Genomic DNA, 14,630 nt, shown 5'->3' with positions numbered 1-14,630 from the left:
TGCGCTACGGCATGCGGTCACCGAGCAGCGCGAGGTTCTCGATGGCGGCGAGGCCGTAGAGCGCGGTGTCGTTGGTGGACACCCAGGTGGCCTCGCTGCCTGGCACCAGGGTGGCGGGGCCGCTGAGCCTCTCGGTCTTCCAGGGGGCGGACTCCTTGTAGCCGTCGGAGTTGTAGAACTTCTCCCAGGCCCGCTTGGCGAGTTTCTCGTCGCCGGACTGGACGGCGGCGTACGCGTCGAGGCGGGAGTGGCCCTGGAAGAGGATCAGGGAGCCGAAGTGGGTGCCGTAGCGTGCCGCCTGTTCGGCCCTGGTGGCGTTGTAGTAGCGGCAGTAGTCGAGGTACGCCTCCTTGAACTTCGGCATGTCGACGAGGTCGATGAGTTCGGCGCACAGTTCGCCCAGGCCGAAGACGGCCGACAGGTGGGAGACGGACACGACGGGCTTGTCGGCGACGGCGAACCTGCCGGTGTCGAGGTCGTACAGGCCCTGGCCCTGCACGAAGCCGTTGGGCTGGGCGGCGATGGTCTCCATGGTGGAGAGCACGCGCGCCTTGGCCTTCTCCCACTTGGGGCCCTTGCGTTCCCACTCGGTGAGCCAGGCCGAGACCAGGCCGCTCCAGTCGGTGCCGAAGCCGATCGACAGGGCGTGCCGGTCGGGGGTGTACGGCTCGGTGCGGATCTTGCGGATGGGGTCGAGGACGAGAAACGTCTCGTCGGAGTCGACGTTGGCGTGCATGAGGTCGCCGACGCGTTCGTCGGCGGTGAGGAAGTAGTAGTAGCGGCGGTAGGTGGTGTTGGCGATGCGCTGCTGCTTGGCGCTGTCCGCGAAGTGCTGCACGCCGTGCCGGGTGCCGAGGCCGGCCCACTCGCCGATGTGGTAGACGTCGACCTCGCCGGTGTGGCGGGTCATGGCCTCGGCGAAGCGGAAGATGTCGGCGCGGCCGCTTCTCAGGTAGGCGAACCACAGCCACAGGTCGGGCGACAGCTCGGAGTTGTCCCAGGCGTAGCCGCCGACGTCGTAGCGCCACTGGTGGCGGGCCGTGTCGTAGGTGTGCATGATGTCGCCGTAGTCCCAGAAGCCGTACCAACGGCGCATCTCCACCTGGTCCTTGTAGTAGGTGAAGAGGAAGTCGAGGTGGTCCTCGATCTTCGCCTTGGCCGGGGTGGAGCGGTCGGGCTCGGCGAACAGGCCCTTGCCGAAGACGCCCGCCTTGATGAGCTGCCTGGGCGGGGCGGCGAGCTGCGGCAGGACGCGCACGGCCTCGACCTGCTCGGCGAGCGTGGCGGCGCTGGGCGTGGACTCGTTGGCCCAGAAGAGGAGTTCGGAGGTGCGGGCGATGCCGTACGGGGTGCCGAAGCCGGGCTCGTAGTCCTCGTAGGTGATGTTGAGGCCTTCGAGCTGCTCGGGGAAGGTGTCCTGGCCCATGCCGTCGTGGTAGAAGCGCAGGTCCATGGGCTGTGCCTCGGGCGACCAGAGCCAGAGGGTGACCTCGGCCTCGTCGGTGTGGGCGCCGCGGATGTCGAGCTGGGCGGGGAACTTCTCCCAGAAGTCCCGCAGGCCGAAGGAGAGCCCGCCGCTGACGCCGCCGACGTAGCCGAAGCCGGAGGCGCGCCGTCCGCCGCCCGCGGGGATCCAGCCGTAGCCCTTCTTGGTGCGCTTGCGCAGGGTGAAGCCGTCGGCGGAGAGCTGGGAGAGGGTGTAGTCGCCCCACTCGGGGATGTACTGCAGGCGGGTGGTGACGCGCTGGTCCCAGGTGGACGGGTCGGGCAGCTTTCTGCCCTCGTACTGGGCGGCCTGGACGGCGGCTCCCGGGTCGCGGCGCAGTCCGGTGATGCCCTTGACGGCCTCGCGGAGCAGGCCGGTGCCCTCGCCGCCGATGCGGATGTGACGGTCGTAGGACTGGTCGCGCAGCGGCACGGTGAAGCGGACGCCGAGGCCGCGGATGAAGTCGCCGCTCGCCTTGCCGGGCTCCTGGGAGCCGTCGAAGGTGATGGTGTGCACCATCCGGAACGAGTCGGCGCCGGCGTAGAAGTACAGGCGGATCGAGAAGGGGATCCAGCTGCGGTCGCCCTTGCGGTGCTTGCCGTCGACGCGGACGACGGCGCGGACCGGGCCGTCCTGCTCGACGGTGACGTCGGAGACGACGCCGTCGAAGCGTTCGGTCTTGACGGTGGTCTGGTCGCCGTCCTCGAACTCGGGCTGGCGCAGCAGTACGAGCCGGCCGTTCCTGGCGATCTCGGTGGAGCCGCGGGTCACGGACTTCACGATGGTGGAGCCGGACTTGCCGATTTTCGCGGTGATGACGCCGGTCGAGACGTCGATGGTGCCGCCGCTTCTGTCGACGGTGACCTTCTTGGCGGGGGCGGCGGCGTCGCCGGCGGTGAGGGTGAGCTTGCCGGAGCCGGAGCTGACGGCGTGCGCGGTCCACTTCAGGGAGCCGTCGGGCCAGTAGGCGAGCGGCCAGGACTGCACGGGTACGGCCTTGCCGTCGGCGTCCGTCAGGGCGAAGGTCTGGCCCTCCTGGTGGGCGCCTCTGGGCCAGGGGACGCCGACGGTGGAGCCGGGGGCGGCGCCGAGGCCGCCGTCCTCCAGCCAGTCCAGGGTGACCGGTTCGGCGTCGGCGGGCGCGGCCTCGGCGTTCTGGTTGCCGAGGGCCCAGCTGAACTGGGCGGCGGCTCCGGCGACTGCGGCGGCCTTGAGCAGGGATCTGCGGGGAATGGGAGACATGGGGGATGCAGCCTTTCCTTTCCGTGCGGTGGCCGTCCGGACGGGCGGACGGTCAGGGGCATGACAGATCGAGGCGCGGCGCCCGGAGGCGCCGGCCCGGGAACCGGGGCGGGCGCCGCTCAGCGGCGCCGGTAACGCTCCTCCACGGCGAGGGAGGCCGCCGCGACGGCCCCGAGGACGGGGATCGCCAGCGGCGCGGCGAACCAGGCGGAGCAGACCACCACGGCCAGTCCGCCGACGATCAGGAAGGAACCGGCCGGGTCGAGGACGGTGCGCCGCCCGGCACCGGCCAGCAGCGCGCGCCAGGACGCGCCGGGCTGCCACAGGGCCGCCGCGCGCAGCCCGGCGACGGCGGCGCCGATCAGCGCGAACAGACCGGCCGCGCCGACCAGCGGGCCGCCGGGCAGCCCGGCCCGCACGGCCTGCACGTCCACCCACACGACGGCCACGGCGGCCCAGCCGGCCAGCCCGACGAGCCAGCCGCGGCGCGCCGCCGCGCGGAAGTCGGCGGCGAACTCGCGCAGGCCGCCGATCTCGTGCGTGGTGCGCCGCCGCAGGTGCCGGGCGCCGGCGGCGAACGCGGCGGGGTAGGTCACCAGCGGCAGCGCGGCCACCGCGATCCACACCCCGGTCAGCAGGCACTCGGCGAACACGGCGAACCGCTCCGCGAACGGCGACTCGCCCGTACGGGCCTTCGCACGCACCTCGGTCATGTCCGGCTCCCCTCAGCCCTTCAGGCCGGACGTCGCCATGCCGTCGATCAGGTAGCGCTGGAAGGCCAGGAAGAAGGCCAGCACCGGCAGCAGGGCGACGAGGGACATGGCGATCATGCCGCCGTAGTCGGCGACGGCCTCCTGGTCGACGAACATCTTCAGACCCAGCGAGACCGTGTACTTGTCGGGCTCGTTGAGGTAGATCAGCGGGCCCATGAAGTCGTTCCAGGCGTTGATGAAGGTGAAGATCGCGCTGGTGATCAGGGCCGGGCGGCTCAGCGGGAGCACGATCGACCAGTAGATGCGGAAGTGCCCGCAGCCGTCGAGGCGGGCGGCCTCGTCCAGTTCCCTCGGCAGGTTCCGCATGAACTGCACCATCAGGAAGACGAAGAACGCCTCCGTGGCGAGGTACTTGCCGAGCAGCAGCGGCGTGTACGTGTTGATCATGTCCATGTTGCGGAACAGCACGTACTGCGGGATCAGCAGGACGTGGTACGGCAGCAGCAGCGTCCCGATCATCAGCGTGAACAGCAGGTTGCGTCCCGCGAACCTGATCTTCGCGAAGGCGTAGGCCGTCAGCGAGCAGGACACCAGGATGCCGACGACCGAGCCCAGCGACAGGAACAGCGAGTTCATGAAGAACGTCGAGATCGAGACATCCGCGATGCCCTCGGTCAGCCGCGTGTAGTTGGACGTGATCGGGTCGGTCGGCAGCAGGTCGAGGCTGCCGACGATGTCCTCGCTCCTCTTGAAGGACCCGCCGACCACCCAGACCACCGGGTAGAGGATCACCACGAGGATCGCCAGCGCCCCCAGGTGCCAGGCGAGGGAGCCGGGCAGCCCGCGGCGCAGGGCACCGCCCTTCGCGGACCGGGCCGGCGTGACGTCGGTGGCCTGTGCGCTCATCGGCCGCCCTCCTCGTAGTGCACCCAGCGCTTCTGGGACCAGAACAGCACCGCGGTCACCAGGGCGACCGCGACCAGCAGCATCCACGCCATGGCGGAGGCCAGGCCCATCCGGCTGTTCTCGAAGCCCTGGACGTAGAGGTAGCAGGTGTAGACCATGGAGCCGTCCGCCGGGCCGCAGGCGTTGCCCCCGGCGCCGCCGCCGACGATGTACGCCGAGCTGAAGATCTGGAAGGAGTGGATGGTCTCCAGCAGGACGTTGAAGAACAGCACCGGGGAGATCATCGGCAGGGTGATGTTCCAGAACTGCCGCAGCTTGCCGGCGCCGTCGACGTCGGCCGCCTCGTACAGCTCGCGCGGGACCTGCTTGAGGCCGGCCAGGAAGATGACCATGGGCGCGCCGAACTGCCAGACCGTCAGCGCCACCAGGCTGTAGATGATCAGGTCCGGGTCGCCGGTCCAGCCGCCGGCGTCGATCCCGAAGAACTGCTGGGTGCGGTCCACGACCGCGCCGTCCGAGAAGATCGCCTTCCAGACGATGGCGACGGACACGCTCGCGCCGATCAGGGAAGGCGCGTAGAAGGCGGCCCGGTAGAAGGCCTGGCCGCGCCGCTTCTGGGCCAGCAGCAGCGCCACGCCGAGCGCGGCGAGCAGCTTGATCGGCGTGCCGACCACGACGTACCAGAGCGTCACCTGCACCGAGTGGCGCCAGCGCGGGTCGCCGAACATCTCGGAGAAGTTGTCGAAGCCGATCCACCGGGGGGCGTCGAACAGGTTGTAGTCGGTGAACGCGAAGTACAGCGAGGCCGCCATCGGGCCCGCCGTCAGCAGCAGGAACCCGGCGATCCAGGGGGACATGAAGAGGTAGCCGGTCAGGTTCTCCCGGCGGCCCCGCCGCTGGTGGGCGGCGGGGCTCGGGGAGGTCACCGGACCGTGCCGCGGCTCGGAGTCCCGGACGGGGTCCTCCGTCGCAGGGGCGTGTGTCACGGTGGTTCCCATCAGCTGCCGAGAGCCGTCTTCGACTCGGTGAAGAACTGCTTGACGGCGTCGTCCACGGACCGCTTGCCGAGGGCCATCTCCTCCGCGATGCGCAGGAAGGCGGCCTCGCAGATGTCGGCGCCGTTCGGGTGCGGGGTGATGGTCTCCAGCACGCCGGCCTTGACGAGGGACTCCTCGTAGGCGGCGATCGCCTTGTTGACCGGATCGGTCGGCCGGTACGCGTCGTACTGCGCCTGCGTCGCCGGCACGCCCCGGTCGTAGCCCATGATCTTGGCGACCTCGGGCTCGTGGACCATGAAGTTGATGAACTGGGCGACTTCCTTGGGGTGCTGGGTGCGCCTGGAGGCGCTCAGCATCAGGGAGCCGAGGTACTGGCCGGTCTTCTTGCCGTCCGTGGTCGGGATGGGCGCGAGGCCGTACTCGCTCTTGCCCTCGGAGGTGTAGCGGACGGTGAAGTTGTCCCAGGTGAACTCGCTGCCCGCGAGTTCCGCCGACAGGGCCGACTTGGGCTTGATCTGGGCGACCTTCTTGGGGTCGGCGAACAGGCCCGACTTCACGCCCTTCTCGGCCTTGGCCCACCACTGCCTGAGGTCCGCCTCGGTGAAGCCCAGGCCGTCCTCGGTGAAGAAGGCCTTGCCGTTCTGACGGAGGTACAGGTCGTAGAGGTACATGACACCGTACATGCCGCTGTCGCCGGCCCGGCCGGTCCTGTCGCGGATCCTCTTCATCGCCTCGTCCAAGTCGTCCCAGGTCCAGCCCTGTTCGGGCTTGACGCCGGCACGGGTGTAGACGGGCTTGTCGATGACCAGGGCCATCGAGTTCGAACCGACCGGAATTCCCAGGAGTTTGCCGTCGACCTCACCGAACTTCTCAAGGCCCGCGCGGAAGCCGTCGAGCGAGAGATTTCCGGCCTTCACCTGCTCACTGAGATCGAGCAGCACATTCTTCGCATCGTATTTGCGCAGAAATCCGATCGCGTTCTGGAAGACGTCCGGCGGATTTCCGCCTGAGGCCTGGGTGTTGAACTTCTTCCAGAAGTCGCCGTACGGCTGGAAGTCGGTCTTCACCTTGATCTTCGGGTACTTCTTCTCGAAGAGCGCGATGGTCTTGTTGATGCGCTCCGCGCGGTCCTCGGCACCCCACCAGGCGTAACGGATCGTCACCGTTCCGTCCCCCGAGCCGCTGCCCCCGCCGCAGGCCGTGGCCGTGGCACCCAGTCCCGCGACGGCCAGGGAGGCCCCGGCCGCTTTGAGGACTGTCCGCCTCTCAACATTCCCGTTCTGCTGCATGTGAGCCTCCCCAGCGAGGTTGCGTCCGCCTCATGAATCGTTTCAAGTAAGCGCTTGCCGCCACAAGTTACGGAGGCCCTACGAACACGTCAATGATTCGGACAGGAATACATGCCTGGCAAGAGGCGTCCAGGACGGCGCCGCAGCCCTCGCGGTCCGCCCTTGCCCTCACAAAGCCGCAGGTGACAGCCGCGCGATCGACTGGCCGAACGCGATCCGACCCCACAAACCGGGTGCGCCGGAAGGTTACGGTTGGGTGAAGACGGGCGAGATGTGGCGGATCGGAGTCCGCCCGCACATCACCAGGGCTCGCCCGCAGACCCTCCGGGACCGCACGCACGGCTTCCGGGTCCGTGCCCATGGCTTGCGGGCCGCGCACGGCTTCGGTGCCCGCCCACGCAGCAGAGGACCCGGCTCACGGTCCTCCGTGAGCCGGGTCCTCGTGCGATCCGGTGGGCGATACTGGGTTCGAACCAGTGACCTCTTCGGTGTGAACGAAGCGCTCTTCCACTGAGCTAATCGCCCGGACGCAGGAAGAACATTACCCCATGTCAGGGGATGCGTGTGACCAGCGCCGAACGGTCACCGCGGTCCCGCGCCGCTCACTGGTTCTTGATCTTCCAGGGCATCTCGAAGCCGACCTTCCAGACGTAGACCGCCAGCACCGCCGCGATGATCACCAGGCCGGCCGTCGTCAGGATGATGTTCCGGCGCCGCACCTTGGGGTCGAGGGCGCGCTGCGCCGCCTCGGTGACCTTCCGCTTGGTCCAGCGCAGCACGAGCTGCGCCCAGACGAACTCGGTCGCCCAGATCGCCATGCCGCCGAAGATCACGACCCACCCCGGTCCGGGCAGCGGCAGCATGATGATGCCGGTCACGACGACCGCCAGGCCGATCACGAAGACGCCGACCTGCCAGCTGAGGTGGAGCATGCGGCGCGCCTTCACGAATTCCGGCGCGCGCGATCCGAGGCCCCGCTCCTCGATCCCCGTGTCCGCGGCCGTGGTGCCCGATCCGGCCCTGCCGCTTCCGGTCTCGTCCGCTGCCATGGCCACCTCGCCCGGCTCGTTACTCCCCGTATTCATACGGGGAAACCCTACCCGAGGGAATCCGGTCACCGGAATGGACCTCCGGCCCGGACGATCTCTCCGCCGGAAGAGTTACATAAACGCACGCAAAACACTCAGAGGGGTTTACAACGGCACCGTAGGTGGCATGTCGATTTCGCCGACGTGCGAATCCCCGAGCGCACACTGAGCGAAAGGCCCTGGCGCTTATGAACACCACGGTCAGCTGCGAGCTGCACCTGCGCCTCGTTGTGTCGAGCGAGTCCTCCCTGCCTGTCCCCGCAGGCCTGCGGTACGACACGGCCGACCCCTACGCCGTGCACGCCACCTTCCACACCGGAGCCGAGGAGACCGTCGAGTGGGTGTTCGCCCGCGACCTCCTCGCCGAAGGACTTCACCGTCCCACCGGCACGGGCGACGTCCGTGTCTGGCCGTCGCGCAGTCACGGTCAGGGCGTCGTCTGCATCGCCCTCAGCTCCCCGGAGGGAGAGGCGCTGCTCGAGGCCCCGGCACGGGCCCTGGAGTCCTTCCTCAAGCGGACCGACGCCGCCGTGCCCCCCGGCACGGAACACCGCCACTTCGATCTCGACCAGGAGCTCTCGCACATCCTGGCGGAAAGCTAGGCCTAGGGCGCACCAGACCGCCCGGCGCCGTCGACTCGGGGTGACGGCACGGGCACACCACCGCACACACACCGGCGCCGCCGCCGCGGACCTCCGCGGGGGCGGCGCCGGTGTGCGCGGAAGCCGGGGGCGGGAGAGCTGCCCCAGGGCGTCCGGCCCGGCCGGGAAGCGGGGCTCGGTCACGGAGCGTAGCCGCGGGCCGGCCGGTACGGTCCTGGCGCGCGGGACGGGAACGACGGTGGGGCGGCGTTCGTTGTATGGGCACGGCACCGGGCCGGAATGGGCACCCCGGCCGGCCGGACCGGTGGTCACCGACGGTGGTGAGGGGCCGAGGGCGGCGACGGAGCCGGTCCGTACGGCGCGGAAGCCACTACCATCGGCCAGCATCGGCGGGCGCCCCGCCCGACCACCAGGCCAGGGAGCGAAACGTGCTGATCACCCACGACACCCGGTGCGCGCTCGACACCGTGGTGGATCTGGTGAACACCGCACCGGAGGACGACACGGAGCCGGACGGGTTGGCGGACGTCGCCGCCCTCGCCGACTTCGTGCGCAACCACCAGATCAGCGATGCCGGGGTGCTCTCGGAGTTCGACCTCTCGGCGGTGCGCAAGGTGCGCGCCCGGTTCGCCTCGGTCTTCGCGGCCCCCGACGCCCGGTCGGCGGCCGTGCTGATCAACGAGCTGGTGGCCGCGGCCGGCACCACGCCGCGTCTGACGGACCACGACGGCCACGACTGGCACGTGCACTACTTCGCGCCCGGAGCCTCGGTCGCCGACCACCTGGCGGCCGACTGCGGGATGGCGCTGGCGTTCTTCGTCGTCGCCGGGGAGCAGGAGCGGCTGCGGCGCTGCGAGGCGCCCGACTGCCGACGGGCCTTCGTCGACCTCTCGCGGAACCGCTCGCGGCGCTACTGCGACAGCCGTACCTGCGGAAACCGGCTGCACGTGGCCGCGTACCGGGCGCGGCGCAAGGAGGCGGCGGGCTGACGTCCGCCGCGCGAGGCGCCGGGCACTGCCCGCGCCGGGGCTGTCGACGCGGCCCCCGGCGGGTGACGCCGGAGACCGCGAGTACGGCTCACAGCAGCAGCAGGTCGTGCAGCGAAGCCATGAGCAGCAGACACCCGATCACCGCAAGGAAGATCATCAGCGGTGGCTGGGAAAGGGCGAAGAGGCAACCGCGGGGCTTGTCCTCGGACGGCTCGTCGTGCGACGGCGCGGCCTCGCTCTGTGTCGTGTCCAGCATCTCGCCGCGATGATGACGCAGGTGAGGGGTTCCGCGCGAACAACCCGCCCGGAATGAACCGGTGTTCGCAAGATTCCGCGAGGTCCGGTGCCGGTTGTGATCGTTTCCGGACGCTCGGGCGGCCCACTGTGTCCTTTCGGCGTCGTGTCAGCCGGGGGCGCGTGCCGTCGGATGCCGTGCTCTGCGGCGGGCTGTTCAGATGCCGTGCTTCTTGAGGATGGCCTCGATGTCGCTGAAGTCGTCCTCGGAGCGGGGCGCGGACGCCGGCTTGGCCGCCGGGCGCCGGCCCTGCCCCAGGGAGGGCGCGGAGGCCGTCGGCGCCACGGGGTCGCGCTGTGCTGCGGCCTCCGCCGCTCTGCGCTCCTTGCGGTCCTTTCGCGTGCCGCCGCGGCGGCGCTCCACCACGCGCGTCGACGCGAAGAGCAGCCAGGAGACGCCGAGCACGGCGAAGCCCGCCCACGCCGTCGGGCTGAGGGCCGTGTCCGCCAGCCAGTCGACGACGCCCGTCATCACCAGGCCGAGCGGAACGAGCGCGTAGCCCGCGACACGGGCCGCCGCCAGGAACCGCTTGCGGTACGCGGTGATCGCCGCGACGCCCAGGCCGGCCGCGGCGAGGGCGGAACAGACGGTCTCGGCAATCATCCGGTCCTCCACGCGGGGCTCGTCGAGCACTTCGTCCCTTCCATCCTGCACCGTCGGGACCCCGCCGGGCCATGTTCCGGCCGTAGATCAGGGACATCTCGGGGTCGCCTCCCGCGCGGGTACCGGGCGGGACGTACGCCACGAGCGCCCCGCCGCGTGCCGCTCCGCGTCCTGACCTGCGAGGGCCGATTGGGCCGCGGGCGCCGGGGCTGGAAGACTTGGGGTCATGAGCGACTCCTCCCCCGTCCGCCCCGCCCCGCCCGTCCTCGACGTCTGGTGCGAGTTGCAGTGCCCGGACTGCCGTACCGCCCTGGCCGACCTGCGTGCCCTGCGGGCCCGCTACGGCGAGCGTCTCGAACTGCGGCTGCGGCACTTCCCGCTGGAGAAGCACCAGCACGCCTTCGCCGCCGCGCAGGCCGCCGAGGAGGCCGCGGAGCAGGGCAAGGGCTGGGAGTACGTCGAGGCCGTGCTGGAGCGAGTGGCGGACCTGGCCGGCCGGGGCGAGTCCGTCCTGGTCGACATCGCGCGCGAACTCGGCCTGGACGCCGAGGAGTTCGACACCGCGCTGATCGACGGCCGACACATCCTGGTCGTTGACGCCGACCAGGCCGAGGGCAAGGCGATCGGCGTGACCGGCACCCCGACGTACGTCATCGGCGGCGAGCGCCTCGACGGCGGCAAGAGCCAGGAAGGGCTGCGCGAGCGCGTCGAGGAGATCGCGGACCGGCTCTTGGCCGAGCGGGAGGCCTGACCGGCCCGCCGGCCAGCGTCCCCTGCGCCCCCGTGCCCCGTCCCCCGCGCTGCCGTCTGCCGCACCACCGCGCCGCCACACCCCGCACCCAGCGCGTCGCACCCCCGCACCCCGCACCGCCGTGCCCTGCCCCGCACCACCGCACCGGCAGCAGCAGGGCGGCTACAGCAGCGGCTTGTACATCGCGTACCGCGTCGTCTCGTAGCCCAGGGACTCGTACAGCCGCTCCGCCGGGGTGTTGCCCGCGAAGACGTTGAGTTCGACGGCCGGTTTCCCGCCCTCGATCGCCTGGGCCTCCGCCAGCAGCAGGAGGGAGCGGCCGTGGCCCCTGCCGCGGTGGCCGGGGTCGGTCTCGACGTCGAAGACGAAGGCGTGGTCGCGGCGCAGCGCCAGCCACAGGGTGCCGACCGCGGTTCCCTCGTGTTCGAGGACGCTGAAGAGCATGTCCGGCGTGCTGGGGCCGTCCGGCAGCAGGGCGGCGTGGTCGCGCTCGGACTTGGCCCGCGCCTCCGCCTCGGGGACGCCCCGCTCCATCCAGTTCCGGGCGTAGTCCTCCCGGCCCTTGGCCAGCCAGGGGCCGAACTCGTCCTCGGTCATGGGCCGCGCCCGGGTGCCCGCGGGCAGGGCGGGCGGGGTACCGCCGAGGGCCTTCGCCATGTTGCGGTTGCGGACGACGTAGCCGAGGGCGGTGGCCAGGCGCAGGGCGGCCTCGGGGTCGGCGGGGACGGTGGCCTCGATGCGCCGGCAGCCCCAGCCGCGCGCGACCTCCTCCGCGGCGAGCGCGGCCACGGTGCCCCGGCCGCGGCGCCGGTCCGGTTCCTCGATCCGCAGCTTCATGATGCGGGCCACCGCGTCGCCGAAGACGGGATGCGTGCCGAGGTGTATCGCGCCGACGGGACGGCTGTTCACGCACACCTGGTAGCGGCGTGACCGGGTCCCGTCGGCGTTGTGCTGGAGCGGCTCGGTCGGCCGCAGGGTCGTGGTCATCAGGTGAGTTCTACCCGCTGGCGCGGACCGGAGCAGCCGGATGTGCGCGGCCGTCAGGGATCGAGGTCGCTGCCGGCCCGCTCGTCGAAGATCCGCATGGCCTTGGCAGTCACCGGGCCGGGCGCGCCGGGCAGTTCACGGCCGTCGACGCGGTGCACGCCCTGGACGTCGCGCAGTGTGGAGGTGAGGAAGATCTCGTCGGCCCGCTCCAGGACGTCCAGCGGCAGGTCGGTCTCCTTGGCGCCGGTCCACTCGACGGTCAGCGCGCGGGTGATGCCGGCGAGGCAGCCGGAGGCGAGGGGCGGGGTGTGGATCTCGCCGTCCAGGACGACGAAGACGTTCGACCCGGTGCCCTCGCACAGCTGCCCGACGGTGTTGCCGAACAGCGCCTCGGAGGCGCCCTCGGCGCGGGCGCGGGCGAGGGCGACGACGTTCTCGGCGTACGAGGTCGTCTTCAGGCCGGTGAGCGCGCCGCGTTCGTTGCGCGTCCAGGGGACGGTGATCACAGCCGTGGAGTCGGGGCGCCGGGTGGTCTCGCCGAGGGCGACGACCAGGGTCGGGCCGTGCTCGCCGCGGTCGGAGCCGAGCGGGCCGTGGCCGCCGGTGCAGGTGATGCGCAGCCGGCCGAGCGGCATGGGGTTGGCGTCGAGGACGGCGGCGCAGGCGCGGCGCACCTCGTCGTGGTCGGGCTCGGGCAGGCCGAGGCCGCGCGCGGACCGGGTGAGCCGGTCCAGGTGCCGGGTGAGTGCGAACGGCTTCCCGTCGACCGCCTTCACCGTCTCGAAGATGCCGTCGCCCACGGTCAGGCCGTGGTCGAAGACGGAGACACGGGCGGACTCGATGTCCTGCAACCCGCCGTCGAGCCAGATCTTCACGTCACCACGTCCCTTCACTCGCCTCGTACGCTCCCGACGCTACCGCGAGCAGCCGGGACGCCTTCAGCTCGGTCTCCCGCCACTCCCCCTCGGGGTCCGAGCCCCACGTGATCCCGGCGCCGGTGCCGAACCGCAGCACGCCCGCGGCCCGGTCGATCCAGAAGGTGCGGATACCGACGGCCAGCTCGGCGGTGCCGCGGTCGGCGTCGACCCAGCCGATGCCGCCGCAGTACGGGCCGCGGGGCGCCGTCTCCAGGGCGTCGATGATCCGCAGGGCGCTCGACTTGGGGGCGCCGGTGACGGAGCCGGGCGGGAACGCGGCGGCCAGCAGCTCCGGCCAGCCCGTCCCGGCGCGCAGCTCGCCCCGTACCGTCGACACGAGGTGGACCAGGCCCGGGTGCTTCTCCACGGCGCACAGGTCGGGCACCGAGACGGAGCCGGTGGCGCAGACCCGCCCGATGTCGTTGCGGACCAGGTCCACGATCATCACGTTCTCGGCGTGGTCCTTGTCCAGCAGGTCGGCCTCGGTGCGCCCGGTGCCCTTGATCGGCCCCGACTCGACGGTCCGGCCGTCCCGGCGCAGGAACAGCTCGGGCGAGGCGATGGCGATCTCGACGCCGTGCCGGGGCAGCCGAATCGTTCCGGCATACGGGGCCGGGTTGCCGCGGGCGAGCAGCGCGGTCAGGGCGTCCACGTCGGCGTCGGGTGCGACGGGCGCGGACAGCACCCGGCAGAGGTTCGCCTGGTAGACCTCGCCGGCCGCGATGTGCTCGCGGATCCGCCGTACGCCCGCCGTGTACGCGGTGTGGTCCAGGGAGGACGTCCAGTCACCGGCCCCCGGTCCCCGCCAGGCGCCCGGCACCGGGGCGGGCACGGGCTCTTCCCGGACGTCCCGGAAGCGGGCGCAGGTCAGGCGGCCCTCGAAGTCGGCGCAGACGGCCCAGAAGCCGGTGGCGTCCAGTGCCGCGGGGTCGTCGGTGACGTCGAGGAGACCGGTGGCGATCCGGTCACCGAAGCGGGCGAGAGGAGGCAGGTCGAGCACGCGATCGAGTCTATGGCGGGTGTCCGACAGGTGACCTGGCCGTGACCCGGCGGGGGCCCCGCGCACCTCTGTGAGCAGGCCCGGTGCAGCACGCTGCGCAAACGCGTTTTTGTCCTGGCACTGGTATCCGCTAGAGTTCAACACGTCGCCGGGCGCGTGAGCGCACCGAAACGACAGGCGGACGTAGCTCAGTTGGTAGAGCGCAACCTTGCCAAGGTTGAGGTCGCGAGTTCGAACCTCGTCGTCCGCTCGAAGGTGAGGGGATTCCCGTCCCCCGCACTCCTGGTGGAGTGGCCGAGAGGCGAGGCAACGGCCTGCAAAGCCGTCTACACGGGTTCAAATCCCGTCTCCACCTCCAAGGACGATTAGCTCAGCGGGAGAGCGCTTCCCTGACACGGAAGAGGTCACTGGTTCAATCCCAGTATCGTCCACTGGATCTTTCGAGGGTCCGACCCGCGCGATTAGCTCAGCGGGAGAGCGCTTCCCTGACACGGAAGAGGTCACTGGTTCAATCCCAGTATCGCGCACGCAGTGCCCGTGATCAGTCCGTGCCGGACGCGGACGATCGTGGTCCCGAGGACGATTAGCTCAGCGGGAGAGCGCTTCCCTGACACGGAAGAGGTCACTGGTTCAATCCCAGTATCGTCCACACTCCGAAGCCCCCCGGTTCCCTTGAGTTCTAGTGGTCGTTGCAACACCCCAGCTCAGGGGATGCGATGGACTTCGAGATCCGGGAGAACCGGGGGCGGCCGACCGGGAAGAGG

14 protein-coding genes and 6 tRNA genes are annotated in these 14,630 nt (G+C 70.7%); 8 read left to right on the top strand and 12 right to left on the bottom strand.

What is annotated here, in order from left to right:
* Positions 1-4: 4 nt before the first annotated feature.
* From AB0M97_RS24525 to AB0M97_RS24495, 7 genes are all read right to left on the bottom strand, one after another.
* Complete coding sequence (locus AB0M97_RS24525; protein ID WP_365963115.1) at positions 5-2,728, bottom strand: Tat pathway signal sequence domain protein; 2,724 nt, start codon at positions 2,726-2,728, stop codon at positions 5-7.
* A gap of 119 nt (positions 2,729-2,847) precedes the next feature.
* Positions 2,848-3,441, bottom strand: a complete 594-nt coding sequence (locus AB0M97_RS24520) for a hypothetical protein (RefSeq protein WP_365963114.1) — start codon at positions 3,439-3,441, stop codon at positions 2,848-2,850.
* A gap of 12 nt (positions 3,442-3,453) precedes the next feature.
* On the bottom strand, positions 3,454-4,347 hold the full coding sequence (locus tag AB0M97_RS24515; protein WP_365963112.1) for a carbohydrate ABC transporter permease: 894 nt from the start codon (positions 4,345-4,347) through the stop codon (positions 3,454-3,456).
* Positions 4,344-5,345, bottom strand: a complete 1,002-nt coding sequence (locus AB0M97_RS24510; protein WP_365963111.1) for a sugar ABC transporter permease — start codon at positions 5,343-5,345, stop codon at positions 4,344-4,346. The genes AB0M97_RS24515 and AB0M97_RS24510 overlap by 4 nt, the downstream gene beginning before the upstream one ends.
* Complete coding sequence (locus tag AB0M97_RS24505; protein ID WP_365963110.1) at positions 5,345-6,634, bottom strand: extracellular solute-binding protein; 1,290 nt, start codon at positions 6,632-6,634, stop codon at positions 5,345-5,347. The genes AB0M97_RS24510 and AB0M97_RS24505 overlap by 1 nt, the downstream gene beginning before the upstream one ends.
* Before the next feature lie 453 nt (positions 6,635-7,087).
* A tRNA-Val gene (locus AB0M97_RS24500) sits at positions 7,088-7,159 on the bottom strand.
* 77 nt (positions 7,160-7,236) lie between these two features.
* On the bottom strand, positions 7,237-7,719 hold the full coding sequence (locus AB0M97_RS24495) for a TIGR02611 family protein (RefSeq protein ID WP_365963108.1): 483 nt from the start codon (positions 7,717-7,719) through the stop codon (positions 7,237-7,239).
* Between the two features lie 191 nt (positions 7,720-7,910).
* On the opposite strand from AB0M97_RS24495, the gene AB0M97_RS24490 reads away from it, so the two are divergent.
* Positions 7,911-8,324 carry an SsgA family sporulation/cell division regulator gene (locus tag AB0M97_RS24490; protein WP_004002642.1) on the top strand — a complete coding sequence of 138 codons (414 nt, stop codon included), beginning with the start codon at positions 7,911-7,913 and terminating at the stop codon, positions 8,322-8,324.
* A 428-nt stretch (positions 8,325-8,752) separates the two neighbouring features.
* Complete coding sequence (locus AB0M97_RS24485; RefSeq protein ID WP_365963107.1) at positions 8,753-9,313, top strand: CGNR zinc finger domain-containing protein; 561 nt, start codon at positions 8,753-8,755, stop codon at positions 9,311-9,313.
* Positions 9,314-9,401: 88 nt separating this feature from the next.
* Here the strand turns inward: AB0M97_RS24485 and AB0M97_RS24480 are convergent, their stop codons facing one another.
* Positions 9,402-9,569 (bottom strand): hypothetical protein, encoded by a 168-nt coding sequence (locus AB0M97_RS24480; RefSeq protein WP_365963106.1) that lies wholly within the window; start codon positions 9,567-9,569, stop codon positions 9,402-9,404.
* Between the two features lie 195 nt (positions 9,570-9,764).
* Positions 9,765-10,211, bottom strand: a complete 447-nt coding sequence (locus tag AB0M97_RS24475; protein ID WP_365963169.1) for a hypothetical protein — start codon at positions 10,209-10,211, stop codon at positions 9,765-9,767.
* A gap of 226 nt (positions 10,212-10,437) precedes the next feature.
* On the opposite strand from AB0M97_RS24475, the gene AB0M97_RS24470 reads away from it, so the two are divergent.
* Positions 10,438-10,962 carry a DsbA family protein gene (locus AB0M97_RS24470; protein ID WP_365963105.1) on the top strand — a complete coding sequence of 175 codons (525 nt, stop codon included), beginning with the start codon at positions 10,438-10,440 and terminating at the stop codon, positions 10,960-10,962.
* Between the two features lie 162 nt (positions 10,963-11,124).
* Here AB0M97_RS24470 and AB0M97_RS24465 read toward each other — a convergent pair whose 3' ends face one another.
* From AB0M97_RS24465 to AB0M97_RS24455, 3 genes are read right to left on the bottom strand one after another with little or no spacing between them, the layout of a single operon-like run.
* Entirely contained in the window at positions 11,125-11,949 is an 825-nt protein-coding gene (locus AB0M97_RS24465; RefSeq protein WP_365963103.1) for a GNAT family N-acetyltransferase, read from the bottom strand.
* Between the two features lie 53 nt (positions 11,950-12,002).
* The gene (locus AB0M97_RS24460) at positions 12,003-12,824 is read right to left on the bottom strand and encodes an aminodeoxychorismate lyase (protein WP_365963102.1); all 822 of its coding nucleotides are present in this window, start codon (positions 12,822-12,824) and stop codon (positions 12,003-12,005) included.
* A gap of 1 nt (position 12,825) precedes the next feature.
* Complete coding sequence (locus AB0M97_RS24455; protein WP_365963101.1) at positions 12,826-13,866, bottom strand: chorismate-binding protein; 1,041 nt, start codon at positions 13,864-13,866, stop codon at positions 12,826-12,828.
* Positions 13,867-14,043: 177 nt separating this feature from the next.
* On the opposite strand from AB0M97_RS24455, the gene AB0M97_RS24450 reads away from it, so the two are divergent.
* The 5 genes from AB0M97_RS24450 to AB0M97_RS24430 all read left to right on the top strand — a co-directional run bounded on the left by AB0M97_RS24450 (position 14,044) and on the right by AB0M97_RS24430 (position 14,515).
* Positions 14,044-14,116: transfer RNA gene (locus AB0M97_RS24450), tRNA-Gly, on the top strand.
* Between the two features lie 34 nt (positions 14,117-14,150).
* Positions 14,151-14,224: transfer RNA gene (locus tag AB0M97_RS24445), tRNA-Cys, on the top strand.
* 1 nt (position 14,225) lies between these two features.
* A tRNA-Val gene (locus AB0M97_RS24440) sits at positions 14,226-14,297 on the top strand.
* A 24-nt stretch (positions 14,298-14,321) separates the two neighbouring features.
* Positions 14,322-14,393 (top strand) — tRNA-Val (locus AB0M97_RS24435).
* A gap of 50 nt (positions 14,394-14,443) precedes the next feature.
* Positions 14,444-14,515: transfer RNA gene (locus AB0M97_RS24430), tRNA-Val, on the top strand.
* Positions 14,516-14,630: the final 115 nt, after the last annotated feature.

It is taken from the genome of Streptomyces sp. NPDC051207, assembly GCF_040682395.1.
Classification (GTDB): Bacteria; Actinomycetota; Actinomycetes; order Streptomycetales; family Streptomycetaceae; genus Streptomyces.
Note: the sequence above shows the minus strand (reverse complement) of the source record. Positions and strands in the feature narration are given on the sequence as shown.

Excerpts from the sequence above, each read along its gene's own strand:
- AB0M97_RS24475 (WP_365963169.1), bottom strand. The coding sequence starts at position 10,211 with ATGATTGCCGAGACCGTCTGTTCCGCCCTCGCCGCGGCCGGCCTGGGC.
- AB0M97_RS24480 (WP_365963106.1), bottom strand. The coding sequence starts at position 9,569 with ATGCTGGACACGACACAGAGCGAGGCCGCGCCGTCGCACGACGAGCCG.
- AB0M97_RS24465 (WP_365963103.1), bottom strand. The coding sequence starts at position 11,949 with ATGACCACGACCCTGCGGCCGACCGAGCCGCTCCAGCACAACGCCGAC.
- AB0M97_RS24515 (WP_365963112.1), bottom strand. The coding sequence starts at position 4,347 with ATGAGCGCACAGGCCACCGACGTCACGCCGGCCCGGTCCGCGAAGGGC.
- AB0M97_RS24510 (WP_365963111.1), bottom strand. The coding sequence starts at position 5,345 with ATGGGAACCACCGTGACACACGCCCCTGCGACGGAGGACCCCGTCCGG.
- AB0M97_RS24495 (WP_365963108.1), bottom strand. The coding sequence starts at position 7,719 with ATGAATACGGGGAGTAACGAGCCGGGCGAGGTGGCCATGGCAGCGGAC.
- AB0M97_RS24470 (WP_365963105.1), top strand. The coding sequence starts at position 10,438 with ATGAGCGACTCCTCCCCCGTCCGCCCCGCCCCGCCCGTCCTCGACGTC.
- AB0M97_RS24525 (WP_365963115.1), bottom strand. The coding sequence starts at position 2,728 with ATGTCTCCCATTCCCCGCAGATCCCTGCTCAAGGCCGCCGCAGTCGCC.
- AB0M97_RS24505 (WP_365963110.1), bottom strand. The coding sequence starts at position 6,634 with ATGCAGCAGAACGGGAATGTTGAGAGGCGGACAGTCCTCAAAGCGGCC.
- AB0M97_RS24490 (WP_004002642.1), top strand. The coding sequence starts at position 7,911 with ATGAACACCACGGTCAGCTGCGAGCTGCACCTGCGCCTCGTTGTGTCG.
- AB0M97_RS24520 (WP_365963114.1), bottom strand. The coding sequence starts at position 3,441 with ATGACCGAGGTGCGTGCGAAGGCCCGTACGGGCGAGTCGCCGTTCGCG.